This window comes from Rothia terrae, from assembly GCF_014705925.2.
GTDB classification, from domain to species: Bacteria; Actinomycetota; Actinomycetes; order Actinomycetales; family Micrococcaceae; genus Rothia; species Rothia terrae.
Genome location: NZ_CP062962.1, coordinates 1 through 24105, shown reverse-complemented (window position 1 = coordinate 24105; position 24105 = coordinate 1). Strand labels below are relative to the sequence as shown.

At 58.7% G+C, this 24105-nt stretch carries 25 protein-coding genes, 1 tRNA gene and 1 pseudogene; 5 read left to right on the top strand and 22 right to left on the bottom strand.

Annotated features, from left to right (window positions below; genetic code table 11):
* Positions 1–115: 115 nt before the first annotated feature.
* The 17 genes from IDM49_RS12050 to IDM49_RS11970 all read right to left on the bottom strand — a co-directional run bounded on the left by IDM49_RS12050 (position 116) and on the right by IDM49_RS11970 (position 13517).
* Positions 116–1057, bottom strand: a complete 942-nt coding sequence (locus IDM49_RS12050) for a cation diffusion facilitator family transporter (protein WP_070478530.1) — start codon at positions 1055–1057, stop codon at positions 116–118.
* Between the two features lie 2 nt (positions 1058–1059).
* The gene (locus IDM49_RS12045; RefSeq protein ID WP_228008270.1) at positions 1060–1443 is read right to left on the bottom strand and encodes an ArsR/SmtB family transcription factor; all 384 of its coding nucleotides are present in this window, start codon (positions 1441–1443) and stop codon (positions 1060–1062) included.
* A gap of 146 nt (positions 1444–1589) precedes the next feature.
* A tRNA-Cys gene (locus IDM49_RS12040) sits at positions 1590–1663 on the bottom strand.
* A 15-nt stretch (positions 1664–1678) separates the two neighbouring features.
* Entirely contained in the window at positions 1679–2197 is a 519-nt protein-coding gene (locus IDM49_RS12035; protein ID WP_070478526.1) for a carboxymuconolactone decarboxylase family protein, read from the bottom strand.
* A 13-nt stretch (positions 2198–2210) separates the two neighbouring features.
* Complete coding sequence (locus IDM49_RS12030) at positions 2211–2390, bottom strand: hypothetical protein (protein WP_099299416.1); 180 nt, start codon at positions 2388–2390, stop codon at positions 2211–2213.
* Positions 2391–2431: 41 nt separating this feature from the next.
* Complete coding sequence (locus IDM49_RS12025) at positions 2432–2776, bottom strand: hypothetical protein (RefSeq protein WP_099299415.1); 345 nt, start codon at positions 2774–2776, stop codon at positions 2432–2434.
* Positions 2777–3169: 393 nt separating this feature from the next.
* Positions 3170–3475: a metal-sensitive transcriptional regulator gene (locus IDM49_RS12020; protein WP_070478524.1), complete on the bottom strand. Its 306-nt coding sequence runs from the start codon at positions 3473–3475 to the stop codon at positions 3170–3172.
* 10 nt (positions 3476–3485) lie between these two features.
* Positions 3486–5723, bottom strand: coding sequence for a heavy metal translocating P-type ATPase (locus IDM49_RS12015; RefSeq protein WP_070478523.1), 2238 nt, complete (start codon positions 5721–5723; stop codon positions 3486–3488).
* A gap of 63 nt (positions 5724–5786) precedes the next feature.
* Positions 5787–6395, bottom strand: a complete 609-nt coding sequence (locus tag IDM49_RS12010) for a YdhK family protein (protein WP_070478521.1) — start codon at positions 6393–6395, stop codon at positions 5787–5789.
* 97 nt (positions 6396–6492) lie between these two features.
* Positions 6493–6822 (bottom strand): ferredoxin, encoded by a 330-nt coding sequence (gene fdxA, locus IDM49_RS12005; protein ID WP_070478519.1) that lies wholly within the window; start codon positions 6820–6822, stop codon positions 6493–6495.
* An 89-nt stretch (positions 6823–6911) separates the two neighbouring features.
* Complete coding sequence (locus IDM49_RS12000) at positions 6912–8096, bottom strand: MFS transporter (protein ID WP_144690930.1); 1185 nt, start codon at positions 8094–8096, stop codon at positions 6912–6914.
* Between the two features lie 3 nt (positions 8097–8099).
* Positions 8100–9245 (bottom strand): FAD-dependent oxidoreductase, encoded by a 1146-nt coding sequence (locus IDM49_RS11995; protein WP_070478515.1) that lies wholly within the window; start codon positions 9243–9245, stop codon positions 8100–8102.
* Between the two features lie 47 nt (positions 9246–9292).
* Entirely contained in the window at positions 9293–9646 is a 354-nt protein-coding gene (locus IDM49_RS11990) for a metal-sensitive transcriptional regulator (protein ID WP_083290896.1), read from the bottom strand.
* Positions 9647–9713: 67 nt separating this feature from the next.
* Positions 9714–9965, bottom strand: a complete 252-nt coding sequence (locus tag IDM49_RS11985) for a YHS domain-containing protein (protein ID WP_193836812.1) — start codon at positions 9963–9965, stop codon at positions 9714–9716.
* A gap of 83 nt (positions 9966–10048) precedes the next feature.
* Positions 10049–12319, bottom strand: coding sequence for a heavy metal translocating P-type ATPase (locus IDM49_RS11980; RefSeq protein ID WP_070478511.1), 2271 nt, complete (start codon positions 12317–12319; stop codon positions 10049–10051).
* A 47-nt stretch (positions 12320–12366) separates the two neighbouring features.
* A complete protein-coding gene (locus tag IDM49_RS11975; RefSeq protein WP_070478510.1) occupies positions 12367–13308 on the bottom strand; it encodes a hypothetical protein in 942 nt (313 codons plus the stop codon).
* Positions 13308–13517, bottom strand: a complete 210-nt coding sequence (locus tag IDM49_RS11970; RefSeq protein WP_070478508.1) for a heavy-metal-associated domain-containing protein — start codon at positions 13515–13517, stop codon at positions 13308–13310. The genes IDM49_RS11975 and IDM49_RS11970 overlap by 1 nt, the downstream gene beginning before the upstream one ends.
* A gap of 434 nt (positions 13518–13951) precedes the next feature.
* On the opposite strand from IDM49_RS11970, the gene IDM49_RS11965 reads away from it, so the two are divergent.
* The 5 genes and pseudogenes from IDM49_RS11965 (at position 13952) to IDM49_RS11945 (ending at position 20461) form a co-directional block, all read left to right on the top strand.
* Positions 13952–14161, top strand: a complete 210-nt coding sequence (locus IDM49_RS11965; RefSeq protein ID WP_070478506.1) for a hypothetical protein — start codon at positions 13952–13954, stop codon at positions 14159–14161.
* A 682-nt stretch (positions 14162–14843) separates the two neighbouring features.
* Entirely contained in the window at positions 14844–16325 is a 1482-nt protein-coding gene (locus IDM49_RS11960) for a replication initiation protein (RefSeq protein ID WP_168615670.1), read from the top strand.
* A gap of 1093 nt (positions 16326–17418) precedes the next feature.
* Positions 17419–17686: pseudogene (locus IDM49_RS12495) on the top strand (hypothetical protein).
* Positions 17687–17806: 120 nt separating this feature from the next.
* A complete protein-coding gene (locus tag IDM49_RS11950) occupies positions 17807–18727 on the top strand; it encodes an IS3 family transposase (protein ID WP_322746001.1) in 921 nt (306 codons plus the stop codon).
* A gap of 780 nt (positions 18728–19507) precedes the next feature.
* Positions 19508–20461: a tyrosine-type recombinase/integrase gene (locus IDM49_RS11945; RefSeq protein WP_193836811.1), complete on the top strand. Its 954-nt coding sequence runs from the start codon at positions 19508–19510 to the stop codon at positions 20459–20461.
* 109 nt (positions 20462–20570) lie between these two features.
* Here IDM49_RS11945 and IDM49_RS11940 read toward each other — a convergent pair whose 3' ends face one another.
* The 5 genes from IDM49_RS11940 to IDM49_RS11920 form a co-directional block, all read right to left on the bottom strand.
* On the bottom strand, positions 20571–21473 hold the full coding sequence (locus IDM49_RS11940) for a hypothetical protein (protein ID WP_193836810.1): 903 nt from the start codon (positions 21471–21473) through the stop codon (positions 20571–20573).
* Between the two features lie 22 nt (positions 21474–21495).
* Positions 21496–22179, bottom strand: a complete 684-nt coding sequence (locus tag IDM49_RS11935; RefSeq protein WP_193836809.1) for a toll/interleukin-1 receptor domain-containing protein — start codon at positions 22177–22179, stop codon at positions 21496–21498.
* 210 nt (positions 22180–22389) lie between these two features.
* Entirely contained in the window at positions 22390–22734 is a 345-nt protein-coding gene (locus IDM49_RS11930; RefSeq protein WP_193836808.1) for a helix-turn-helix domain-containing protein, read from the bottom strand.
* A 73-nt stretch (positions 22735–22807) separates the two neighbouring features.
* Positions 22808–23326, bottom strand: a complete 519-nt coding sequence (locus tag IDM49_RS11925; protein WP_193836807.1) for a type II toxin-antitoxin system RelE/ParE family toxin — start codon at positions 23324–23326, stop codon at positions 22808–22810.
* A gap of 53 nt (positions 23327–23379) precedes the next feature.
* A complete protein-coding gene (locus IDM49_RS11920) occupies positions 23380–23844 on the bottom strand; it encodes an excisionase family DNA-binding protein (RefSeq protein WP_193836806.1) in 465 nt (154 codons plus the stop codon).
* Positions 23845–24105 lie beyond the last annotated feature (261 nt).

The window sequence follows — 24105 nt, the reverse complement described above, 5'->3', positions numbered from 1 at the left end:
TCCTTCTCGTGCCTGCCCGTGGTGCCAATTGGCCATAGTACCCCATAGGGGTAGTGCCTACCTGTGTGATGCGGAAGCGCCCCGCCCGGTACGAGCCCGGGAGGGGGCGCTGCGTTCAGTCGTGCTTGCTGACTTCCGGTTCATGTTCGGCAATGTGCTCGGTCTCGATCTGGAAGGTTGCGTGATGGACGGAGACCTCGAAGTGTCCTGCGACGCAGTCTTTGATCTCTTGGAGCATCTGGGCGGCATGACCGTCGGTGAAGCATTCGTCGTCGACGACGACGTGGGCGGTCAGGGTCGGTAGGCCGGTCGCCACAGTGGAGGCGTGCAGATCATGAACATCCTGGACGTGGTCGAGTTCGAGGATGTGTGAGCGGACTTTGTCGAGGTCGAGGCCCTTAGGAGTGAACTCCATGAGGACGCCGGTGGTCTCGCGCATCAGCTTGAACGCGCGAGGCACGATCAGGGTGGCGATGAACAGTCCGGCGATGGCGTCGGCCTGCATGAACCCGGTCGTGGAGATCACGATCGCCGCGATGATCACTCCGAGTGAGCCGAGGGCGTCGTTGAGGACTTCGAGGAACGCGGCACGCATGTTGAAGTTCGAACCGCGGCTGGAGGCGAGGATGGTGATGGCGATGATGTTCGCGACCAGGCCGATGATGCCGAAGATCAGCAGTTCGCTTGCGGGCACCTCCGGCGGCTCGAACAGTCGCCGGATTCCTTCGATGGCGGCGTACGTGCCCACCACCAGCAGCAGTGCCGACTGTCCGAGGGCTGCGATCACCTCGATACGTCGGAACCCCCAGGTGCGCTTGGAGTTGGCGGGCTTGAGCATCAGCGTCCCGGCGATCAGTGCGACCAGTAGGCCGACGGCATCGGTGATGGCATGGGCGGTGTCGGTTAGCAGTGCGAGGCTGCCGGTGATGACCGAGCCGATGGCCTGGGCGACGACGATCGTCGCGGTGATCGAGAATGCGATCCAGAGTTTCTTGCGGAAATCTCCAGGGTGCCCGGTCTCGCTGGCTGCGGGGCCGTGATTGTGTCCTGCGCCCATGTCTACTTCTTCTCCGTATCTGTCGCGTGGTGGGTATGTGGGAGTCGCAGGTGCGTGCAGAGCAGGGCCTGCGTGCCGGTGGCATCGAGGAGGCATTCGGCAGCGGCGACGAGGGTACGCAGGAGTTCGGGCTGTGTCAGCGAGTACCAGGTGGAGCGCCCTTCCGGGCGCATCGTCGCCAGGCCGCACTCAACGAGAAAGCCGACATGTTTGCTTACCGTGGACTGGGCCAGGCCCATGTGCTCGACCAGATCGCGGACCCGGTGCTCGCCCGAGGCGAGGTGCTGCACGATCGCCAACCTCGTCGGTTCTGCAAATGCCTGGAACAGGTGGGCGTACGCTGCTGTCGCCACCTCGTCGAGGGTTGCCCCCTCTTGTTGATTCATAGTCATATAGCGATTATATCGCTCTATGACGATATTGTCGAGTGTGATCTGTCGCTCGATGCGAAATGAAGCTCAGAGGTTCCGGCGCGCCCGAGGGTGGACTGCCCGCTTCCTGCGACGCGTGCCTTATTGGATTCGGCGGAAAGTGGAGGTGCCTACGGGACTCGAACCCGTGTACAAGGTTTTGCAGACCGCTGCCTATCCTCTCGGCCAAGGCGCCAAGTCGCCGGCAAGATCAGTCGCCCGGCGTGAGGCCGGCAACCAGGTTGAAGGCGCCGGTGAGAATGTTCAGCGACACGACCCCGACGACATCAGAGATCTCACGGTCGCTGTACCCGAACCCCCGAAGCTCGTCGATCTGCTCGTCGGTGATCGACGCAGGCTCACGATAGACCTGGAGGCCGAGCGCGATCATCGCCGCGACCGGGCCGGTCATCGCCGTACCCTGCTGGGCGAGTGCGATCTCGTTATCGCTGACCCCGAGTGATCGTGCCGCGCTGATGTGCGAGGCCAGGCACATTCCGCATCCTTGCTGCGACTGCACGGCGATCGAAACGAGCTCGCTGACCTTGCGGTCGAGCTTGGCGCGACGCATGGCTTTGCTCAGCTGGAGATAACCGCCGAGCACCGCCGGGGAATGCGCCATCGTCGAGACCATGTCTCCGACCTCGCCGTGCCGCTCGACGAGATCGCCGAGCAAGTCTCGTGAGCTCCCCACTGCGGTCTCAGGGGTCAATCGGGAAAAACGGGGCATAATGCCTCCTTAGTCAGTTTGGTCGCGAGTTCGAGGTTGAACCCGCAGGGATGCGTTCCTGCTGCTGATGCCCGGCATGTACACCGGTCAATAGGTAGAAGTCGCCGGACTCGCGTTGCTGCCGACTCACGATCCCGGCCGCATCCAGGTGCGGTGTGTCATACGTGGCGTGCGCGTGTTCAGCCTCTCTCATAGTCACCAATCCTACCCTTTACCCCTATGGGGTATCAAGTATTATCCGATTGGTTTGAAGGACTCGGAGACGCGTGGCCGGGTGCGGCGGATTGAGGTGAGGCCAGAGACGACGGGTCCGCGCAGGAGTACGTGTCCAGTCGGAAGGGTCAACCGCGTCCAGCGGCCGGCGGTGGAGATCGCGGCCTCTCCTTCGGAGCTGAGGAACCCGAAGACGTAGGCGGCGAACGCGACGCCTTGTGGCAGCGACGCGAGGGCTGTGTCCGGGGTGCCCCAGACCATGCCCCGGATCTTGCGGGCGACATCGTCGCCGGGTTTGTCGGGAAGTGCTTGGGCCACGGCCTCGATGCCGGCACGGACGCTACGCATCAGCGTCAGACTGGACACGTCCGCAATGTATCTCCACCCGTGTTGTGGGGGTTCGACGCTGGTCCAAGCGGGTGCCAGCGAGGTCTCCGGCAGTTCGAGGGACAGGGGGTCGACGGTCGCGGTCAGGGTTTCGACGGTGACGTCGCACTGCAGCTCGGGGTCGGAATGGAGCGTGCGAAGGACGAGGATCGTAGGGGTGCGGTCGAGCGGACCACGGGGCGTTGGTACACCGCACTCATGCGCAGCAGCCCGGCCGCGGCCTGCAAGCGCACGCCGTGGGCGCCGGCTCGCCTGGCCCGTTGAGCGAAAGTGGGCGCATCGCGGGCGGACGGCGTGTCGGTGAGGATCAGGCGTGGAGGGCGTCGTGAGGGCTTCCCGCCGTGTCCTGGAACGCGGCCTCGGGGTCCGGGATTAGGAGCGGACGAGTCGGTTGATGGCGTCGGTGGCTTCCTGTATCTTCTCGACGGCCGCCTCGTCGCTGAGCTTCGCTGCGTCGAGCACACAGTGCTTGAGATGATCGTCGAGTAGACCGGTCGCGACCCCCTGGAGGGCGCGGGTCAGGGCGGATACCTGGGTGAGGATGTCGATGCAGTATTTCTCTTCATCGATCATCTTCGCGATCCCTCGGGCTTGACCCTCAATGCGCTTCATACGGCCGAGGTAGCGCTCCTTGTCGTTGATGTATCCGTGCTGATGAGAATCGGTGTCGACAGACATGGGCATGTCCTTACTTCTGGCGTTCCAGGACGGAACGCGTGCTGGCTTCGGGTGTGAGGTCGATGCGCCGCAGGAGTTGGGCGTTGAGCGCGACGACCACGGTGGAGGCCGACATCAGGATCGCGCCGATCGACATTGGCAGGACGAATCCCACCGGTGCCAGGATGCCGGCCGCAAGCGGCACGGAGATGAGGTTGTATCCGGCGGCCCACCACAGGTTCTGCTTCATCTTACCGTATGCGCGTCGTGAGAGCTGGATGATGGAGAGCACCGACCGGGGGTCGGAGCTGGCCAGGATCACCCCGGCCGAGGCGATGGCGACATCGGTGCCGGCGCCGATCGCGATGCCGACGTCGGCCTGGGCCAGTGCCGGGGCGTCGTTGACGCCGTCGCCGACCATGGCGACCTTCTTGCCCTCGTGCTGCAGTTGGGCGACCTTGGCGGACTTGTCCTCGGGGCGGACGCCGGCGAAGACGCGGTCGATGCCGAGCTCCCGTCCGACCTCGTTCGCCACGGCCTCGGCGTCGCCGGTGATCATGACGACCTCGACGCTCAGGGCGTGGAGGGCGTCGACGGCGTTGCGGGATTCGGGGCGGATCTCGTCGGCGAGCTTGAGGCCGCCGACCACCTGGCCGTCGCGGAGGACGTGCAGGATGATCGCGCCCTCAGAACGCCATTCCTCGGCTGTGCCGACCTCGTGCTGGCCGGTCTCCTCAAGCAGCCGGGGGCCGCCGACGCGGACCTCCTGGCCGGCGACAGTCGCGGTGACTCCGACGGCGGGCGAGGATGAGAAGCCGCTGGCCTGCTGAAGGGCGAGGCCCTTGTCCTTGGCGGCGGCGACGATGGCCTTGGCGAGCGGGTGCTCGCTGTCGGCCTCGGCCGAGGCCGCGAGGGCGAGGACCTGGTCGGCGTCGAGGTCGCCGGTCGGTTCGACGCCGGTGACGGTGGGCTCGCCCTTGGTCAGTGTGCCGGTCTTGTCGAAGAGCACTGCGTCGACCTGCCGCATCGACTCCAGGGCGAGGCGGTCCTTGACCAGCACGCCGCCGCGGGCGGCGCGCTCGGTGGCGATGGAGACCACGAGCGGGATCGCCAGGCCGAGGGCGTGGGGGCAGGCGATGACGAGTACGGTGATGGTACGGACCACGGCCTCGTCGGGCATGCCGATGAGCGTCCAGACGACAGCGGTGACCAGCGCCGCGCCGAGAGCGAACCAGAACAGCCAGGCCGCGGCCTTGTCGGCGATCCGCTGGGCGCGGGAGGAGGAGTTCTGGGCCTCGGTGACGAGCCGGTTGATCCCGGCCAGGGCGGTGTCGTCGCCGGTGGCGGTGATTTTCACCCGCAGGCCGGAGTCGGTGGCGACGGTGCCGGCGGTAGCTGTCTCGCCCTCGCCCCGAGAGACCGGGCGGGACTCGCCGGTGATCATGGACTCGTCCATGTCGGCGCGGCCGTCGACGATGGTGCCGTCGGCCGGAACGCTGCCGCCGGGGCGCACGATCACGACGTCACCCACAACGAGGTCGGCTGGGGCCACCTTAACGACGTTCTCGCCCTCGACGCGCTCGGCCTCGTCGGGCAGCAGTGCAGCCAACGAGTCGAGCGCCGAGGTGGTCTGGGCCAGGGAGCGCATCTCGATCCAGTGGCCCAGCAGCATGATCACGATCAGCAGCGCCAGCTCCCACCAGAACTCCAGCTCGTGATGGACAAGCCCGAGGGTCGCGGCCCAGGAGGCGAAGAAGGCCACCGTGATCGCCAGAGCGATGAGCAGCATCATCCCGGGCTTGCGGGACTTCAACTCGCTGACGGCGCCGGTGAGGAAGGGCCTGCCGCCCCAGACGTACATGACGGTGCCCAGTACCGCGGCGACCCAGCCCGCCCAGCCGGGGACCTCGTAGCCCAGCAGCATGGAGAACATCGGCGAGAGGGTGACCGCGGGGATGGCGATGACGAGGTTGATCCAAAACAGCCGGCGGAACTGGCCAACGTGGTCCCCGTGGCCGCCATGGCCGCTGTGATCTCCGTGGCCGCCATGGCCGCTGTGATCTCCGTGGACACCGTTCTCATCGAGGCCCGTGTGGTCTGAGTGCTGCCCGTGGTTCATGGCGTGGCCCTGGTGTCCAGTGTGCTGGCCCTCGTGCGTGCCGTGCGCCTCCGCCGAGGCGTGTGCGGACACAGACCCGTGGTGATGCTCGCCGTGAGCGGGTGCATCGGTTCCGTGACCGTGGTGCTGGTGTGAGTTCGGGTCCGTCATCGTTCTTCTCCTTCGTCATCGAGCCATGCCGCTCACCCGGTCGCCGGGCAAGCGAACGTCGGCTCAGGGCGCTGGTTGGATCTCGCTCTCGACGACCCACTTGTGGTTCGTCATCTTCATGCCGTCCGTCTCGTAGTCGACCATGTAGACCGTCTCATCGGTGGACGAAGCGATGGTGGCCCTCGCGCCCTCCATGCCCTCCATGTGCTTGGCGAGCAGCGTCACCGCTGTGCCATCGGTCAGGCGCTCGTCGCCGGCATCCTCGATTTCTTCCTGCACGACCCACTTGTGGTCCGTGACGGGGTCGCCGCCACCTGCGTTAGTGTAGTTCACGGAGTACGTGTACGTGTCGAATGCGCCGGAGATCGTCGCTGTCGCACCGTCCATGCCTTCCATGTGGTCGGCCGTGAGCTGTACCTCTGTGCCGACCGGGTATGTGGGGTCACTGGCTTCGGCGATACCCTCGGGTGCCGGTCCGCCGTCCATCGGGTGCTCCATCGAGTGATCCATTTCCTCATCTCCGCTTTCTGCATTGTCGCCGCCGTGGCCCTGCTCCTCAGTAGCCGAAGGGTCGGTCTGCTGGTCTTCGTCTGCTCCGCTGCTGCAACCGGCGAGCACGAGTGTCACTCCGAGCACTCCTGCTGCCAGCCCTGCTCGCAGTCTCCTCTGCATGTCAGCTCCTTTCATCATGACACCTACCCTATACCCCCCAGGGGTACTAGTCAAGGATTGCGCGTTGTACCGGCGTGAATCGATCGAATTGTCCTTCTCAGAGGGACTGCTCATGTTGGATGGGCAATGCGGCGATGAGGGGATGGTCGAAGCCCGCCGGTCCGATCTTCGCGGCTCCACCGGGAGAACCAAATTCGTCGAAGAACTCGACGTTGGCCTTGTAGTAGTCAGACCATTCGTCGGGCAGGTCGTCTTCGTAGTAGATGGCCTCGACGGGACAAACCGGTTCGCAGGCTCCGCAGTCAACGCATTCGTCGGGATGGATGTAGAGCGAGCGTTCGCCCTCGTAGATGCAGTCGACAGGACATTCGTCGATGCAGGCGCGGTCCTTGACGTCCGCGCAGGGAAGCGCGATCGCATAGGTCATGGCTGCTCTTCTTGGTCGGGTGCGGTTCGGCGGCGAGAGTCGGTGGGGAGTTCGGAGAAGTCGTCAGTCTCTGCCGGATCTGCGGCCGGCTAAGGAATGCGCAGGCGTAGGACGGTGGCTGCAAGGCTGAGGGCGATGATGATCGCACCGAGGACTGTCATCGTTCCTGACAGGGTGAGTACCGGCACGAGCAACCCGGCGACGATGGTGGGCACGCCGAATGCCAGGTAGGCGACCGTGTAGATCACAGCCATCACGGCGGCGCGTTCCGACGATGCCGTGTGGGGCATGAGTGTGCGCAGCACCCCGAGGAACGCTGTGCCGAACCCGGAACCGACGATCGCGACCGACACGACGTAGGCCGGGTAGGAACCGAGTGCGAGGGCGACGATGCTCGCTGCGGTGCCGAATGCCAGGGCGCTGGTCGCATACAGGCTGATGGTGCGGGCGGAACGCCGCTGCAGGACGGACGAGGCGGTGATTCCGGAGATCGCCAGTGCGAAGATGACGATGCCCGCGTGGGTGTGCGTGGAGCCCCCGAGCTCACTGCCGACGAGGCCGGCTCCGAGCGCGAGGAAGAGTCCGTTGGTCGCCCACCCGGCGATAATCGCGGGCACACCGGCGGTGAACATGCGGCGCAGGTGCAGTGGCACCATAAACCGCGGGCGGAGGTCGCCACGTCGTATCCGGGTCTTGGGGACCAGTTCCGGTGTGCTCCACACCGTCGCTGCCACGGTGAGGAAGGCGAGCACGAGCGGGCCGAAGACCGCAGCTGTCGGTTCGGGGGTGAGATCGAGGAGTAGCGCAGCACCGAGTGCCCCGGTCCCGAGACCGATCATCGGCCCGATCGTGTTCCACAGGGCTGCGATGTTCGGATGCGACGGCGGCTCGAAGTCGATCATCATCGCCGACAGGGCCGGGATGAGCAGACCCGCTGCGAGTCCTTGCAGAGCGCGGGCGACCAGGAGTGTCGCGAGGCTGTCGGCGAACCAGAACATGGCCAGGCTGAGTGCCAGCGCCAGGGAACCGGCGGTTACGACCGGACGTCGGCCGATGTGATCGGAGAGCGGTCCGAGGTAGAGCAGCGCGGCCAGGAGGGTGAAGGTGTAGACCGCGAATACGAGTGTGGTGGCGACGGGGACGAGTCCGAGCTGTTCTGCGATCTGGGGGTAGAACAACGACGGCGCGCTGGCAGCCGCCATCATGAGAATGGTCGCTGCCATCGCGAGCGCGAAACCCCGCCGCGGGATCTGCCTCGTATAGTCGCCCGCCATCGTCTATGCCTGCAGGCCGTGGAGCTGCTGACCCCACTGGTAGACGGTGCCGACCGCGTCGATGCCGGTGACGCCGACGACGGTGCCGTCGGTCTCGTGGCGCACGATGAACTCCTCGCCGGCTTCCACCTGGGCGTCTGCACCAGCGGTGTACCCGACTCCGGAGATCATCTGACCGTAGACCAGCGCCATGTAGGGGCTGCGCGGCAGGTAGGTGCCCGGATCGTCGCTGATGTCGAGGTCGTGCAGTGCGGCCTGTGCGGCGTGCGTGCCCTGCGCGGCGGCGTCTTCCCAATGGTCGATGCGCCAGACGCCCAGTGCTTCGTCGTGATGCGTAGCTACACCTCCGGCGGCGTAGACGTGGTCTGCTGCGGCACGGAGGCGATCATCGACGTCGATGCCGTTCGTCCACGGCGACGGGGCTGCGGGCGTCGTGCCGAGCGCAACGAGGAGTAAGTCGGCCACGATGCGTTGATCGTCGTCGAGGGTGATGGCAACACCGGATTCTGTTTCGTCGACATGCTGGAGAGTGCGACCGAATCGAGTCTGCACCTTGGCGGCATGGTCAGCGGCGAGGCGCTCAGCCACCGGCGCCCCAAACGCTCCGATGCCGGGAACAGAACTGCGAGAGACCAGCATGACCATGTGTCCGTCGGCTTGCAGCGACGAAGCGGTCTCGGCTGCGATGATTCCGCCGCCATAGATCGTCACTCGCGCCGGCCGTGCCAGGCTGGTCAGCAGATCGCGGATACCCATGGCATCTTCCAAGGAGTGCAGAGCAGTGACCCGGCCTTGTCCGACGTCGTCGCCTTCGAGTACACCCGCGGGCAGAGAGCGGGGCACGCTCCCTGTCGCGACAATGAGCGCGTCGTAGGAGACCTGCGCGCCGGAGGTCAGTTGGACCCGCTTCGCCGTAGTATCGACATCGAGCACGGTGTCGGCGATGACCTCAATCTGAGGTAGCGGGAGCTTGATCATCTCCGGCGGGGTCGGGCCGAACGCGATTCCTTTGATGAGCATTCGCGTGTAAGGCGTCTCCCCGGTGCGGGTCACCATCGTCACCCGGACGTCGTCACGTGTGGCGAGAGTGCGGGCGGCTGCGGCTCCGGCTGCTCCTGAACCGAGGATGAGGACGTGTTGTGTGGTCATAGGGAAACTCCTGGGCTGCAGGTCGTGATCGATTTGGTGTGCGGGCGTCAGGAGCGAACGAGACGGGCGATGGCCTCGGATGCCTCGCCGAGCCTCTGCTCGCTGACTGGTCCACCGGCGAGGGCGGCGTCGAGGACGCAATGCTTGAGGTGATCGTCGAGCAGTCCGAGGGCGACGTTTTCGAGTGCCCTGGTGGCTGCGGAGATCTGGGTGAAGATGTCGATGCAGTAGCGGTCCTCATCGATCATCCGATCGATGCCGCGGATTTGGCCTTCGAGGCGCCGCAGGCGATTGCGGTACGTCGCCTTGTCGCTGATGTATCCGTGGACGGACGGATCGCCGTCGCCTCCCGCCGGGCAGGTGTCGATGTGAGGTTCGGTCATTGAGGTCGGGGTGGTCATGTCGGTTCGCTCCGATCAGGTGCCGGGGTGCCGCAGCGGTGCCGCGGCACCCCGGCACGCTGGTGGATTACGCCATGTTGGCGGCGTATTTGGCGGGGTCCGAATCAAATGCGGGGCCGCAGCCGGCGCAGCAGAAGTAGTAGCGCTCGCCCTTGAAGTCGCGGTAGAGGCCGGCGGCCTCGGCGGTCTTCTTGCTGACCGGGGTGCCGACCATGACCGGGCAGGTGGTCATGTCATCGGTGCCCCCGCCGAGCAGGTTCTCGCGTCCACCGTTCTCGGCGGCGGGGTTAGTCTCGTTCGTGCTACAGCAGTTGCTCATTTTCTGGTGTTCCTTCTGTATCGGATTCGTATGGATGGGTGGGTTCTGTATCGGATTGGTATGGATGGGTGGGTTCTCGTTCGTCACTTCGTGGCGACGCTCTTGAACCCGCGCAGGCGGAGGCTGTTGCCGACGACGAAGACGCTGGAGAACGCCATCGCCGCGCCTGCGAGCATGGGGTTGAGCATGCCCAGCGCTGCGACTGGGATCGCGGCGGTGTTATAGGCGAATGCCCAGAACAGGTTGGTCTTGATCGTCGAAAGTGTCTTCCGAGACAGACGGATCGCGTCGACCGCGGCCCGCAGGTCGCCGCGGACCAGGGTGATGTCGGAGGCCTCGATCGCGACGTCCGTGCCGGTGCCCATCGCCAGGCCCAGATCGGCCTGCGCGAGCGCGGGGGCGTCGTTGACGCCGTCGCCGACCATCGCGACGATCTTGCCCTCGCCCTGGAGACGGGTGACGACGTCGACCTTGTCCTTGGGCAGCACCTCGGCGATGACCTCCTCGATGCCGACCTCGGCGGCGATCTGGCGGGCCACGGCCTCATTGTCACCGGTGAGCAGCACCGGGGTCAGGCCGATCTCCTTGAGCCCGCGGATCGCCTCCGCGCTCGTGGGCTTGACGGTGTCGGCGACGACGAGGATGCCGCGCGCAGCACCGTCCCAGCCGATCGCGACGACCGTCTTGCCTTCACCCTCAGCTTGAGCCTTCGCCCGTGCGACCTCCGGAGAGAGCTTCTGTGACCAGTCGGCCAGCAGCGACTCGCGTCCGACGACGACCGGGGTGCCCTCGACGATGCCCTGCACGCCCTTGCCTTCAACATTGGCGAAGTCCTCGGGCGTGGGCAACTGGCCGACTTCCTGGGTGGCGCCCTTGGCGATCGCCTGCGCGATCGGGTGCTCCGAGGAGTCCTCCAACGCACCCGCGAAGCGCAGCAGCTCGGCACGGTCCACACCGGATTCGGTGATCACATCTGTCAGGGTCATCTTGCCGCTGGTGACGGTACCGGTCTTGTCGAGCACGACGGTATCGACCTTGCGGGTGGACTCCAGCACCTCTGGGCCCTTGATGAGGATGCCCATCTGCGCCCCGCGGCCGGTGCCGACCAGCAGCGCGGTCGGAGTCGCGAGTCCCAGCGCGCAGGGGCAGGCGATAACGAGCACGGCGACCGCTGCGGTGAACGCGGCGGCGACGGGGAATCCGGCTCCCAGCCAGGCGCCGAGGGTGATGAACGCGACGACGATGACGATCGGCACGAACACGCCGGAGATCGTGTCAGCCAGACGCTGCACCTCGGCCTTGCCAGTCTGCGCATCCTCGACGAGCTTCGCCATCTGCGCAAGCTGCGTGTCCGAACCGACACGGGTCGCCCGCACGACAAGGCGGCCGCCCGCGTTGACGGTGGCACCGGTGACCGAGTCGCCCTCGCGGACCTCGACCGGTACGGACTCGCCGGTGAGCATGGAGGCGTCCACCGCGGAGGAGCCGGAGACCACGATGCCGTCGGTGGCGATCTTCTCACCCGGACGAACGATGAACTCGTCGCCGACCTGGAGGTCAGAGGTGGGGATCTTCACCTCAACGCCGTCGCGGAGCACGGCGACTTCCTTCGCGCCGAGCTCCAGGAGGGCGCGCAGCGCGGCCCCGGCCTGGCGTTTGGAGCGCTTCTCGAAGTAGCGGCCGGCGAGGATGAACATCGTCACGCCCGCGCCAACTTCGAGATAGATGTTCGCCGCGCCATCCGAGGGAGCGATCGTGAACTCGAACGGGTGCGTCATCCCGGGTGTGCCAGCGGTTCCGAAGAATAGTGCGTAGACGGACCACAGCAGTGCGACCGAGGTGCCCATCGAGATGAGTGTGTCCATCGTCGCGGTACCGTGCTTGAGGTTCGTCCATGCGGCCTTATGGAACGGCCAGGCTGCCCAGATGATCACCGGGGCGGCAAGCGCGAGTGAGGCCCACTGCCAATATACGAACTGCAGTGCGGGGATCATGGCCATGGCGATCACGGGAACCGTGAGCACAATGGCGCCGACTAGCCGATGGCGCAGCGAGGTGAGCTCAGTGTCTTCCTCCTCCCCGGCCTCGGTCTCCGACGTGTTCGCCGTGGTGCCCTTGGGCTTGGGCAGCGCAGCCGTGTAGCCGGTCTTCTCGACCTCGGCGACCAGCAGGCCCGGATCGTAGCCGGCAGGCACGGTGACCTTGGCCTTCTCGGTGGCGTAGTTGACCGTGGCCGCGACGCCCTCGAGCTTGTTCAGCTTCTTCTCGATCCGGTTCGCACAGGAGGCGCAGGTCATCCCGCCGATCTCCAGCTCGATGTCCGGCCCACCGATGGGGGGCGCTAATGTACTCATCCTCTTCCTTCTCTCTTCATCTCTCGTGCGACGCCAGGCCCTGCGGGTCAGTGGCCGCCGGTATGCGAATCGTCTGTCTGCGAGCCGTCACCATGCTCGGCGTCGATCACGAACTCGGCGGTGTGCACCTGCCCATCGACCTGGAAGTCCAGGTAGAGCAGGTAACGGTCGGCGGTCGGGGCCTCCGCTGCGAATCCGATCTCGGGTCCGGCCGTGTCCCTGGCCTGGGGCTCGTCGCCCTCGGCGTGGACGTGCAAGTAGGCGAGGTCGCCTTCGCGCAGCGCCACCAGGTGGCCAAACGCGCCCAGGTAGGGCTCCAGCGTGGTCACCGGCTGACCGTCGCGCTCGACCGAGATGGTGAGCTCGCTTGAGGTGCCGGCGGTAAGGTCGCCATTCAGGGAGACGGTGTATCCGTCGACCTCGTCGGTGGTCTGTGACTCGGTCTCAACAGGGGCGAAGTCGCCCGCCACCTCGACGGCGCGAGTCAGGGTGATCCCTTCGGCTCCCTCGCCCTCGGGTGTGAAGTCGGCGTACACGCGGTAGGTGCCCGCCTCGTCCCAGGTCCACGGCACCGACCAAGTGCCTGTGCTCGTGTCAAGCTCGGGGTGCACGTGCTGGAAACCAGTACCATCGGTGCGAACGGCGATCAGATGCAGGTCCTTCTCGTGCGCGGTAGTGTACTCGGTCACCGCTTCGCCGGACTCGTCGAGGATCTGGAAACTCAGGTCTCCATCCTCGCCTGCAGCCGTGGGAGCCTGGACTGGGGAAAGTACGAAGCCGTCCGCGCTTGCGGAGACCCCGTTCAGAGTGGGCTCCGCAGTTTCTTGCGCAGCGCCGCCGTGTCCTTCACCGTGTGTGTTCACGTCACTTCCTTCTGCCCATGCTGCTACGAAGCTGTCAGGAATGACGGCGCCGGCAAGGCCGAAGGCCCCGCCGAACGCCACCACCAGCCCGGCCCCGTAGAGCGCAAGCCGTCCTCCGGCCTTCATCAGACACGCACCGCCGAGTAGCCGGCCTCCTCGACCGCCGCGAGGACCTTGGCATCGTCAATCTCGCCCTCGGCGGTGACGTTAAGCTTGCCGGTCTGCGCGCTGACCTGGATGTCCTGGACGCCGGGGATCTCACCGACTTCCTCGCGGACCGACATCTCGCAGTGCCCGCAGGTCATGCCCGTCACCTGGTAATTGTTCGAAGCCATTATGTATCCTCCTTGTGTCTCTGTAGTACCCCTACCGGGTACCTGTACAAGTCAACAGTATACCCCTGGCAGGTATTCCGCAAGAAGGGGGTGGTCGTATGAGCCACATCGCACGCGTGCTGCAGACGATGGCTGGAGCGTCCGACATGCGCCTCGTGGCGAAACGATGCTGCGGGGCGACCCGCTGGACGGTGTCGCTGCGCGTCGGAGAGTAGTGGTCCCGGTCTAATGAGAACCGTGGACTTCCTTGCCACGTCGGCGAAGGCAGTGACGACCGGTACGGGCCGGACACCACCAAACACCGATCAGTCGCTGGTGCTCATGGTACGAAGCCGGCCATGTCAACTGGATTCGCAGGCGTTCGAGATTGGTGAGTGGAACAGACGAATCCCAGCTGGAGTGCTCAGTTACGCCGGAGACAGTTAGCAGCCCCTGTGCAGGCATTAGTCAGGAAAAATAACCCCTCACAGGTTGCTGGCACTGACGCTTTTAAAAACAAAGGGTTCGGCGCACTCGTGCAGGCGGCCCGGGAGTCTCAGGAAGTCTTCGAAACCATCACGGCAGATCCAGGCAACCTCAATAAGTTCCTGGAGGTGCTAGCGCACATGATTGTCGCCGCCAAGGACGAGCAGCAGTCAAAGTAATCATCACGATAGGCACCCTGTATTAGTGATTACCGGTAGGGGTGCCCTCATCTAGTAGTTACGTGGCGAGAACGGATGATTACCGTAGGAGTTGCACTCTTAGTACTCTGAAGTGTTCGTATTCGATTGACTCAGAAATCATTAACGAGTTCTAGCCCTGCCTGAGGGGCGAGAGGCAGGGCTAGAACTTATACATAGTGGCCGTTCGGGGGGAAGCAGCCTATAACCATTGTGCGGAGCTTCGACAAAAGTCACAAGGGATTGTTCACTCCAGTGAGCATTGGCAGTGAGGAAGAAAGTACTGGGGTTTATCTATGTGGTTTCTCTTTAAAGGCTCTTTGGTTATCTGTAGTCCTGGAGGCTGTGGTGCTTGGAGTAGTCCTGGTTGCCTCGGTGACAACCAAGCCTTTGATTTGGACGGCAGTACACATGAGTACCGCTAACCCCTATGATCCATAGTCGATGTCTTGTATCTATGCAGGATACTCTGCGGTTTTAGCATTTGTTGCAATATATTTCAAACACTGTTACTGCAGGTAAAACATATCTTTATGTGTGTCTCGCACAAAATGACAGTCATGTGTTTTACAGTTGAGAGATACTAAAGACGAAAGAAGGCCACTCGGCGGCAACCAAGTGACCTTCGCTTATCACCCAGTAGTAGCTGGGGGAAAGCATGTGCATGATTCTATCTAATGATTCCTCTCCGGGCACTTTGACCGGTGCGCGTGTTGGTACGCCATCTAGAGTGCGCCAGGATTGCGCAGGTCTAGATGATACTCCGGCAAGTCAGCTTGACCGGGAAAAACTTCTCCAGCATCTTGGGCGTGATGCGCTACACGGTTCTATCAGCCGTGACTTTCAAAGTGCTTACCGTGTCGTGGTAGATGAAGAAACCGGTAAGAAGCGCAGCGTTCCGAGACTTTATCGCACTGATTCGGAGAAACTCGGTCGATGTGAATACGTCATGCTGACGAATAAGCAATATTCTGCGGTTATGGTTATTGATGTTGACCAGCCCGGAGAATCTGGAGGCCATCCAGTTCATCTCAATGCTTATGTTAAAAGCGTTATCTTCGCCCTTGTCCAGCGAGGCATTGGGCCAGCATGGGCCGGGATTAATCCGCTAAGTGGTAAAGCTCAGTTTATTTGGCTGATTGACCCGGTGTATACCGGCAAAAATAAGCATTCCAGCAATATGGAGCTGCTAAAAGCTACGAGCCAGGAGTTAGGCGCTCTTCTCGCACATGACCCGCACTTTGCGCACCGTTTTAGTCGTAGTCCTTTTTATACTGGTAAGTCAGTAGAGGCATATCGCTGGTATCACCAACACGATCGCGTCATTCGCCTCCAGGACTTTCTAAGGCAGGTGCGTGAGATGGCTGGACACCCTCAGTACGGTAAAAACATGCGTCAGCAATTTAGCTCTGGTCGTGAACTCATCAATGCAGTGAAGGCTCGTCGAGAAGAAGCCCAAGCCTTCAAAGCTCTTGCAGAAGATGTTGAAAACGAAATAGGCGCAGGACTTGATCAATATGACCCAGAACTGATCGACGGCGTCCGTGTCCTTTGGATTAGTCAAGGGTGCGCGGCCCGTGATGAAACGGCGTTCCGCCATGCTTTAAAGACCGGACACCGGCTCCGTGCTGCTGGACAACGCCTCACCGATGCGGCCATCATCGATGCCTATGAGCATGCGTACAACATTGCGCAGCACGTGGGCGCGGCAGGACGGCGTAGTGAGATGCCGCCTATGCGTGACCGCCAGACGATGGCTAGACGCGTTAGAGGCTATGTTACCCAATCTAGGAACAACGCATACAGCGGTTCTCATGCGCCTAGAAAGACGAGCAGTAGCGAACGCAAAGCATTAGCCACTATGGGGCGTAAAGGTGGCCAGAAAGCCGCACAACGCTGGAAAACAGATCCACAGGGCGAATATGCGCAGCGCCAGATCCAGAAACTTGAAAAGACACATAGGTTAAAAAAAGCACAGGGACGTTCGACGAAGTCGCGTATTAGTCAGATGGTCAACGACCAGTACGTACAAACAGGAACCCTTCCTTCTTGGTTAGAGATTGAGAAGGAAATCGGAGTATCCAGAGCGACGGTAGCGAGGCATGTAGCAGCGCTCAAAAAGAGTGGAGATTATCCAGAGCTTTAGGGGTCTCATACCGTAAGCAATATACGGTTCCCCTGCCGGTAGGCAGGTAGGTAAAAACCTCACTTAAGAAAATCTTGAGAACTAGAGTAAATAGGAACTTTTCCTTCTTGGTTAGAGATTGAGAAGGAAACTGGAGTATCCAGAGCGACGGTAGCGAGGCATGTAGCAGCGCTCAAAAAGAGTGGAGATCATCCAGAGCTTTAGGGATGCAATGCCGTAAGCAATATATGGTTTCTCTGCGCAGCAGTAGAGGTGGACTGCTTCTCATCTTTGCACGACACAAAAATCTCGGACGTTTGTATAGTCTCTGCGGCAGTACTCGCTGTCTGGTTGACGGCGTCATCCCACTAGGCATGCTGCGTTCAGCATGGTCCAGCGGATGATTGCTTGCAAGGCTTCAATGCGCGGCGGACTCGCTACTTAGTGGCGATAGTCCCAGCCAGGGTGTGTTCGGTATAAGCGCGAGGGCTATCGACCCCCATGGGGGGTGCCCAAGCAAAGCCAAGACAACAGCACCATAGTCAGAGAACCCAATGTGCGCATTTTGCTTTTCAGGTTTCAAAAATGCGCACAAAATGCGCACATTGGAAAATCATCATAAGTACAGGTCAGATGGTGTAAATAATTGATAAGTTTTTATAATGTATGTTATTTGAAATAAAAAGCGCACATCAAATACCTATTACTACCTGTGCTTATTATAAAATGTGCGCATTTTCAGTGAAAAATAGCTAACCCTATATACGAGAGAGACATTTTCTTTAAAAGATCGCGATCACGTACGTGTTACGTATAAAGGTTTCAAGAAAAATGCGCACATCGGCCTAAAATGCGCACATTGTTGTCTTACTGCAGCTCAACGCTACTTTTTTATGTGCGCATTTTTCTGCGTTCTGTGCGCATTATTCTATTCCCCCAGGTCAGATGTGCGCATTTATGTGCGCATTTTTCTAGAGTATAAACCTCTGTGCGCATTTTCTTATCAAGAAAAGTAAAATGCGCACATAAAAAACAAGCCACTAGCTGGCGTTATGTAAAAATGTGCGCATTCTGCAGGCGTTAACGCCACAAACTAAATAGATAGAGGCTGTAGATGTCATGGCATTTCCGTTCCAGTGAAGTGTCCCAGGTTTTGTTCCGTTTGAGTAGATGGGAAAATCTGGAATATGCCAAGAAAATTTGACCAGGATGCGAAGGATCGTGTGGTCCGTCTTGTAGAGGACCGCATCTTGGCGGAAAATATGTCGATGCAAGCCGCGTGCCAGGCAGTAGCCCCAAAGCTGGGGGTGTCATGGCACACAGCCCGTCAATGGACTTTGGCAGGCCCGCCGTGCGGGAAACATCCCAGAACCCGTGCCTGAAGATCTGGCCGCCGAAAACGCGAGGCTTCGCCGTGAAAATCAAGAGCTACGCGACACCAATGAACTTTTAAAGGCTGCCTCAGCTTTTTTCGCGTCGGAACTCGACCCAAAACGTCGGAAATGATCCGGTTCATCGATGAATACCGGAATCGTTTCTCTGTCGAGTTCATCTGTAAGACGTTGAAAAATAACCGCGCTGGTGGGTTCATCACCTCGCGTGGGTATCGTCAGTCCAAGGCCCGTGGGGTAAGTGCTCGCCGCCTTCGTGATGCTGTGCTGGTTGAACGCATTAGTGCTATCCATCGGGATAATTACGGCATCTACGGTGTGCGGAAAATGTGGCATGCTCTTCATCGTGACGGAATCGATATCGGTCGTGAACAAACCGCGCGGCTGATGCGTCTAGCCGGTGTATCAGGCAAAGGCAAAGGCCGCTCGCCTATGACCACTCGCACACCTCAAAGGCCGGATTTGCGCCCGGACTTGGTGGAGCGAGAATTCAAAGCCGAAGGCCCGAACAAGCTGTGGGTGGCTGATATTACCTACGTGCGCACGAAGAAAGGCTTTGTGTATGCCGCGTTTGTCACCGATGTTTACTCCCGACGGATCGTTGGGTGGGCGTTATCAGATTCCATGCGCACCGAAGCGTTGCCGCTGCAAGCTCTCAACCAGGCGATCGCGTCTGCTGAGGAAACAACAGGTCTCATTCATCATTCGGATCACGGCTCGCAGTATGTCAGCGTTGTCTACAACGAGCGTCTTGCCCAGCACGGGATTGCCGCTTCCACCGGAACTGTCGGGGATTCCTATGACAATGCTCTGGCGGAAAACGTTAATGGTTCCTACAAGAACGAGCTGATCCATACTCGCAGGTGGGATGAGGTTGTCGAGGTGGAAATCGCGACGTTTGAGTGGGTGTCATGGTGGAACGAGACGAGGCTTCATCAAAGCTTGGGGTACCGAACCCCGGTCGAGGTGGAAACCGATTTTTGGGACCAGAACCCGCCGCAAGTGATAATAGAAATCAAGGCAAATGCCTAGGAACAAAACTCGGGGCACTTCACTTCCGCCTGGTTTTGCCCAGGTGATGTGGGCGGTGAGGGCTGTGTGTAGCGTGGTGAATTGCTGGTGGCTAAGGCCTGTTATAGGCTTGTGGGGCAACGGTTCCTCCGGTGCGGTGTTGAGAATATTTGTGGTTATTTATCCTCAATTTTTTGCCGCTGGTGGGGTCGTTGTTTAGTTGGTGGTTGTTACCCCTTATGAATAAGCCTCATAGGATCAATCGATGAAATGGTGTCAAGGTCTTTATTTGTGGTAGCCATAGGGCATTTCCTTTCATGAGGTATGACCCACACTACCCCAGGCTGATGTGATGTGCAATACTTTCAACTATCATAATTTGATCACTAGTAGGAATGCCAAACTCTAGTTCACAAGGGGCTCTGTAATGCTGGGGTCGGCTGCACGCTCCAGGAATAGCAAAACTTGTAGGACACCTGTGAGGGTCAAGGCTGTAAAAAAGTTTACTAATCTCGAATCGTGTGGTGGCTAAACAATCATTGTGCAAGTGAAGACGTGGCGATTTTTTACATTGGCCTCAGGTAGTCATGGGGTTGTGTTGGTAGGCGTTTTCGCCCCTGTAGCCATTGATTTTCTTTATTGGTGGAGCCTTTTACTGGTGAGATTCGTATGTAGTTTGCTCTCTCAATATAGGGTACATAATGTAGGTTATGTACCATAAAATGGGTTAAGGGAGTTCCACGCTGGCTTTCTGGTGGTGCGGGTCTCAAAAACGTCTTTTAGTCAGGAAGTATCTAGTTAGTGTCCAGCGAACTTGAGATAATCGACAGTGAACCATCAGAATTGATGGAAACCGACTCAACCCTGCCCAATTTCGTTAAACACCGCGAACACATCACCTCCTGGGCACTCTCCTATACCTCAAAAAATACTCAGCAGGCTTACCTGAATGATCTGAAGATATTCTGCGCCTTTCTGGATGAAGCAGGTGTTGATCTACTGCAGGTGCGCCGCACGCACCTGGATGTGTTCTCCCGAGTCCACGAAAAGACCACCGACTCCAACGCATCGGTCGCGCGGCGGCTGGCTGCAATCTCGGCCTTCTACAGATTCCTGCTACTGGATGAGGTGATCGAAAAATCCCCGGCCGACTACATCCGCCGCCCACCAGTAGACCCAGACTTCACCGCAACCCAAGCCCTCACCCAACGCGAAGCCCTCCGATTACTGGATGCTGCCACTGAGCATTCCCTGCGGGCCCAAACACTCGTGGATCTGTTGCTTTCCACGGGGCTGCGGATCAGCGAAGCTCTCAATATCAGGGAATCTGATATATCTGAAGGGCGGCTGCTGATTACTCGCAAAGGTGGAAAGAAATCCGCGGTGTATTTGCCTGAACATACGCTACGGAATCTTCGGAAATTGACCGCAACAACAGGGCTAGAGGTAGAGACTCAAGGAAAGACTGGGACTTCTCCCCTGGTCTTTATCACGCGTACCGGTAGGCCCTGGCAACGAAGCAACGTGGACGGCTTGCTGAGAAAACTAGCCCTAACCGCTAGCATCAGAAAAACCGTATCCGCCCACGTCCTGCGCCACACCCACGCCACCTTAGCCCTAGAGATGGGCGTTGCTCTACATCATCTACAAGATTCACTGGGACATAAAGACCCACGCACGACCAGGCGGTATGATCACGCGCGATCGAGGTTAGAGAACTCATCCGCGAGAATCGTCGGAACGATTTTTGAATGAAACTCAGGAGATGTGGCAGATACGTTCTTATGCCAGGGGAACTGGTTTAAAACGAAGTAGGACAAACCTCTACATTTCATTCGGAATCAACCTGAGATAAATCGGAAATCTACAGGGGCCAGTTCCACCTCTGGTCGAATACCCGTTTCAGCGTTTGTAGCTCTTCTAAAGACTCAGCAATAACCCTCTCTTTGAGGAGGGGAATCATGCAATGATTCCATACTGCTCGATGCGCATAGGGATCAGGGCAGAAAAGCAGAGCTAACAGACGGATCTGTAGTAATAGGTTTTCAATGGATATCACAGGATCTGAAGCGAAGTGCTTGATGATCTTCTTGACCAGTACCTGTGTAGTCTTTTTCAAAATCCGTTCGTCAAGGCCATCAGATTTATCTCGCGATAGGCGACTTGTAGTATTTCGCGTCTGCGGTTTCTGACAAGGGGCATTGCCTAGTTCCTTACTCCGTTCCTTTTTCACTAGTATCCACACGCTATCGGCGACTTCTGAGGCTACAAGCTCAATAACCTTATCTTTGGTTTCAAGCACTTTCTCCAAGACAGTTGCTAAAGCGGCAAGAATATCGCACCACAGATGATCAGCTACACGACGATGCTTTCCTTCCCGCTGTGTCAGTAGTTCTTCTGCGGAATCCCCGACCTGATCCGCTATCCACTGCATCTGCTCTAATTCAGTAGGATGCTCTATCAGCCAATCCACGATTTCAAGAGATCGATTAGCCTCAAAAAATGCATTGGCATCAGGACGACGCGGATCTGTCCTCGAAAGACGCAGGCTCCCGCTCTGTTTGGTGAGTGCGACTCGGGCCTTGCATCGTTGCTCTGCTGCAATCGCACTATCATTCTCTTGTTGGCTAGTGCGTTGGCCTGCTGGAACCCTCAGTGCTACAGCCCAACGTAAACGTGCTTTAGCGCCGTGATTGCCATGGCCGCACACACAAACACACCCATTACCTGTAGCGTGTTGGCAGGAACTGCTAGAACATTTGACCATAGACCCCTCCTATCTGGAAGACTTAGTCCACCAAGACTGCTTCGGCTAGTTTCTCAGCTACATCTTCAAATGAGGAGCCCTCGGTGTTGAGCCCTGATCGGGCCGCCAGGAGAGGGCTCATTTCAGCAAGTTCTTCATATGTGGTTTCATGCACGATTGGGATAACTCGATCAGAGCGTAACAGAGCTGAGAGTTCTTGTTCTGCAATGCCGGCCGCATCAACCCGTTTATAGAAGGACGGGGTGACGAGAATAATGCCTATTCGTGAGTTTTTCAGACCCTTGTCAATAGATCGGGTCAGAGATGTTCCGAGCTCGATATCTTTTTCGCTGAACCATACGCTTACCCCTAGATTTTCTAAGGCGTCGTGAAGTTCTTTGGCTGCTCCGGCACGGTCATCCCAGGCATGGCAAAGGAAGAGATCTCTTTTATCAGGGTATTTTTCTGCCTGTTTGACCGACTGCTCGTGTACCGGTTTAAGGGCCGTGTATTCGGTAGCTGATAAGGATACGGTGGATCCTTTGCGGAAGGATTTTTTACTGCTTGTGGAGGAGGAAACCCTGTTGCTCGTGGTAGTGCTGCTATAACCGGGATAGTAGTAGGAGGGATTGGAATATGAGGAGTAACCTCTATTGCTACATGCGGGGCAGTTTGCTCGTCCGCTTGCTGTTCGATGACCCTGAGTGGGTGCTGTACATTGCGCCATGTCACAATTATACGCATTTTTAGAATATATGTTCGGATTTGTTTCGATTGGATAGTTGGGTACTTATTCTCTGAACTACCTTCCTTATGCTCAAAAAATATTAAGAACAAAGAGGAGAGGTTCTGTGCCCTTATAAGGGCACAGAACCTCTCCTCTAGCATTTAAGATATTTCGCTACCACATAAAAGGCGTAGCCTATAAGTATGAGACTTAGGCTGATTTCACTTCTGACTGGGGAATTCCCATCAAAGATACTCCTAAGGCCTTAGCCAACTTGAGTAAAGTATCAAGCGTTGGGTTAGAAAGACCTCGTTCAATTTTGCTGATTTCGGCCTGGTCGATAGAAGTAATCGCAGAGAGTTCTTTCTGAGAATAGCGGTGAGACTGCCGCGCCTGATGTAGATAGGCACCAATCTCTGCACGTTCTTTTGCGAGGACTTCAACTTCTTGGGAAAAAGCTTGAGAAGCCATTTCAAAGACTTCTTGGGTTTCAGCGGACCAGGGGTTTTCGTGCAACTCGTAAGCGAAAAAATCATCGATACTTACTCGAGCCATCAGTATCTCTCCCTTTCTTTATGGGGTATAACCCATAAATATTATGGGTTATACCCCATAAATTTTCAATAGTTTACCTCCGCTTCTTCCTTTGTCTCTTAGATGCAGATACTGAAGCGCTTCCGTCCGACTTCTTCTGCCTGAGCTGTTGCTTCTGTTCAGCCTTATGCGAGGCTAAAGACGTCCGAGCCTTGGTAATCATCCTATTTTGAGTCTTAGCATTAGGATTTTTCTGCTTATCGTATCCATCTAAGACCAAGGCAATCTTGTTTCCCTCAAAGGTGCAGAAGACTCGTAAGGAGACCTCACGCCCCCTCAAATGATTAGGTGTAGAGTGTGCAGCCTCCTCTGAGACAAACTCTCGGTAAATCGCATCTAAGGACCTGCGAATACGAAATTCATAGAGGCTACCACCGAGGGCCTTTCCCCATTCGGTGCTGCAAATATTCATGCCTAATCGCGGAAGTACTTCCTGCAATCCTGCCATGAGCGTTGCCTGTTCAATAGGTTTGAGGGAGCGATAGAAGGCTCTAAATTTTTGATCATCTTCGATCTCTACAGTCCAGATTTTGGGTAGGTTACTCTGTGTCATCCGTCTTTCCACGTTGCATCTTGGTAGGGATAATGAGGTGTCTTTGTGGTTCTCTAATGATCGAAGTAGCTGTTATCTGCTGTTGCTTGCTGCGTTTGGCTCTTGAGGTAACTTCTGCGTTCGCGACGAAGTTGATCTTCGTACCCAATGAGATCAGCTAGTAAGACACGTCGGTGTCGGCCGACGGTCGTAAAAGGGATAGTCCCCGACTCAAGAATCTTAACTAGCGTAGGACGGGATATCTGAAGATAGTCCGCGGCTTGCTGGGTGGTGAGTTGGGTGTTTGTGGGGATGATGGAGACGCCTTTGTTTTGGTGTAGGGCGTCGACGATGGTGGTGAGGGTTTCGTAGAGGGCGAAGGGGATGATTTGTTTTTTACCGTCGGGATCTAGGAGGGCTGGGGGTGTTCTTTCTACTGTGCGAGGGGCTTGGTGGAGGAAAGAGACAAGTAGGTCGAGGTCTGTTTCGTTGAAGGTGGATGGTTCGAGAGTGATGCGTTGGTTGGTTTGGCTGGCCATGGTTGGATTTTAGCATTAATCGAAATATTCGAAATATAGGGTGGGGTGAAGACGAATCACCACATATACCAGCCCTACCTATCCAAAGATGCTAAATCCCAGCCCGCGCCCACAGACACTGGCGAGCAATACAGAAACCGATTAACGACCCACCATGATGGAAAAAACCACGATGCAGACAAAGAGCAGAAACAATCGCAGATGAACTGTTTCATCTGCGATCCCACTGGTGAGATGATCCTCATGAATTACCTTCCCTTT

Bases quoted from the DNA above. Each gene is read 5' to 3' on its own strand.
- IDM49_RS12050 (WP_070478530.1), bottom strand. From the start codon at position 1,057: ATGGGCGCAGGACACAATCACGGCCCCGCAGCCAGCGAGACCGGGCAC.
- IDM49_RS12045 (WP_228008270.1), bottom strand. From the start codon at position 1,443: ATGAATCAACAAGAGGGGGCAACCCTCGACGAGGTGGCGACAGCAGCG.
- IDM49_RS12035 (WP_070478526.1), bottom strand. From the start codon at position 2,197: ATGCCCCGTTTTTCCCGATTGACCCCTGAGACCGCAGTGGGGAGCTCA.
- IDM49_RS12030 (WP_099299416.1), bottom strand. From the start codon at position 2,390: ATGAGAGAGGCTGAACACGCGCACGCCACGTATGACACACCGCACCTG.
- IDM49_RS12020 (WP_070478524.1), bottom strand. From the start codon at position 3,475: ATGTCTGTCGACACCGATTCTCATCAGCACGGATACATCAACGACAAG.
- IDM49_RS12015 (WP_070478523.1), bottom strand. From the start codon at position 5,723: ATGACGGACCCGAACTCACACCAGCACCACGGTCACGGAACCGATGCA.
- IDM49_RS12010 (WP_070478521.1), bottom strand. From the start codon at position 6,395: ATGCAGAGGAGACTGCGAGCAGGGCTGGCAGCAGGAGTGCTCGGAGTG.
- fdxA (WP_070478519.1), bottom strand. From the start codon at position 6,822: ATGACCTATGCGATCGCGCTTCCCTGCGCGGACGTCAAGGACCGCGCC.
- IDM49_RS12000 (WP_144690930.1), bottom strand. From the start codon at position 8,096: ATGGCGGGCGACTATACGAGGCAGATCCCGCGGCGGGGTTTCGCGCTC.
- IDM49_RS11995 (WP_070478515.1), bottom strand. From the start codon at position 9,245: ATGACCACACAACACGTCCTCATCCTCGGTTCAGGAGCAGCCGGAGCC.
- IDM49_RS11990 (WP_083290896.1), bottom strand. From the start codon at position 9,646: ATGACCACCCCGACCTCAATGACCGAACCTCACATCGACACCTGCCCG.
- IDM49_RS11985 (WP_193836812.1), bottom strand. From the start codon at position 9,965: ATGAGCAACTGCTGTAGCACGAACGAGACTAACCCCGCCGCCGAGAAC.
- IDM49_RS11980 (WP_070478511.1), bottom strand. From the start codon at position 12,319: ATGAGTACATTAGCGCCCCCCATCGGTGGGCCGGACATCGAGCTGGAG.
- IDM49_RS11975 (WP_070478510.1), bottom strand. From the start codon at position 13,308: ATGAAGGCCGGAGGACGGCTTGCGCTCTACGGGGCCGGGCTGGTGGTG.
- IDM49_RS11970 (WP_070478508.1), bottom strand. From the start codon at position 13,517: ATGGCTTCGAACAATTACCAGGTGACGGGCATGACCTGCGGGCACTGC.
- IDM49_RS11960 (WP_168615670.1), top strand. From the start codon at position 14,844: ATGATTCTATCTAATGATTCCTCTCCGGGCACTTTGACCGGTGCGCGT.
- IDM49_RS11950 (WP_322746001.1), top strand. From the start codon at position 17,807: ATGATCCGGTTCATCGATGAATACCGGAATCGTTTCTCTGTCGAGTTC.
- IDM49_RS11940 (WP_193836810.1), bottom strand. From the start codon at position 21,473: ATGGTCAAATGTTCTAGCAGTTCCTGCCAACACGCTACAGGTAATGGG.
- IDM49_RS11935 (WP_193836809.1), bottom strand. From the start codon at position 22,179: ATGGCGCAATGTACAGCACCCACTCAGGGTCATCGAACAGCAAGCGGA.
- IDM49_RS11930 (WP_193836808.1), bottom strand. From the start codon at position 22,734: ATGGCTCGAGTAAGTATCGATGATTTTTTCGCTTACGAGTTGCACGAA.
- IDM49_RS11925 (WP_193836807.1), bottom strand. From the start codon at position 23,326: ATGACACAGAGTAACCTACCCAAAATCTGGACTGTAGAGATCGAAGAT.
- IDM49_RS11920 (WP_193836806.1), bottom strand. From the start codon at position 23,844: ATGGCCAGCCAAACCAACCAACGCATCACTCTCGAACCATCCACCTTC.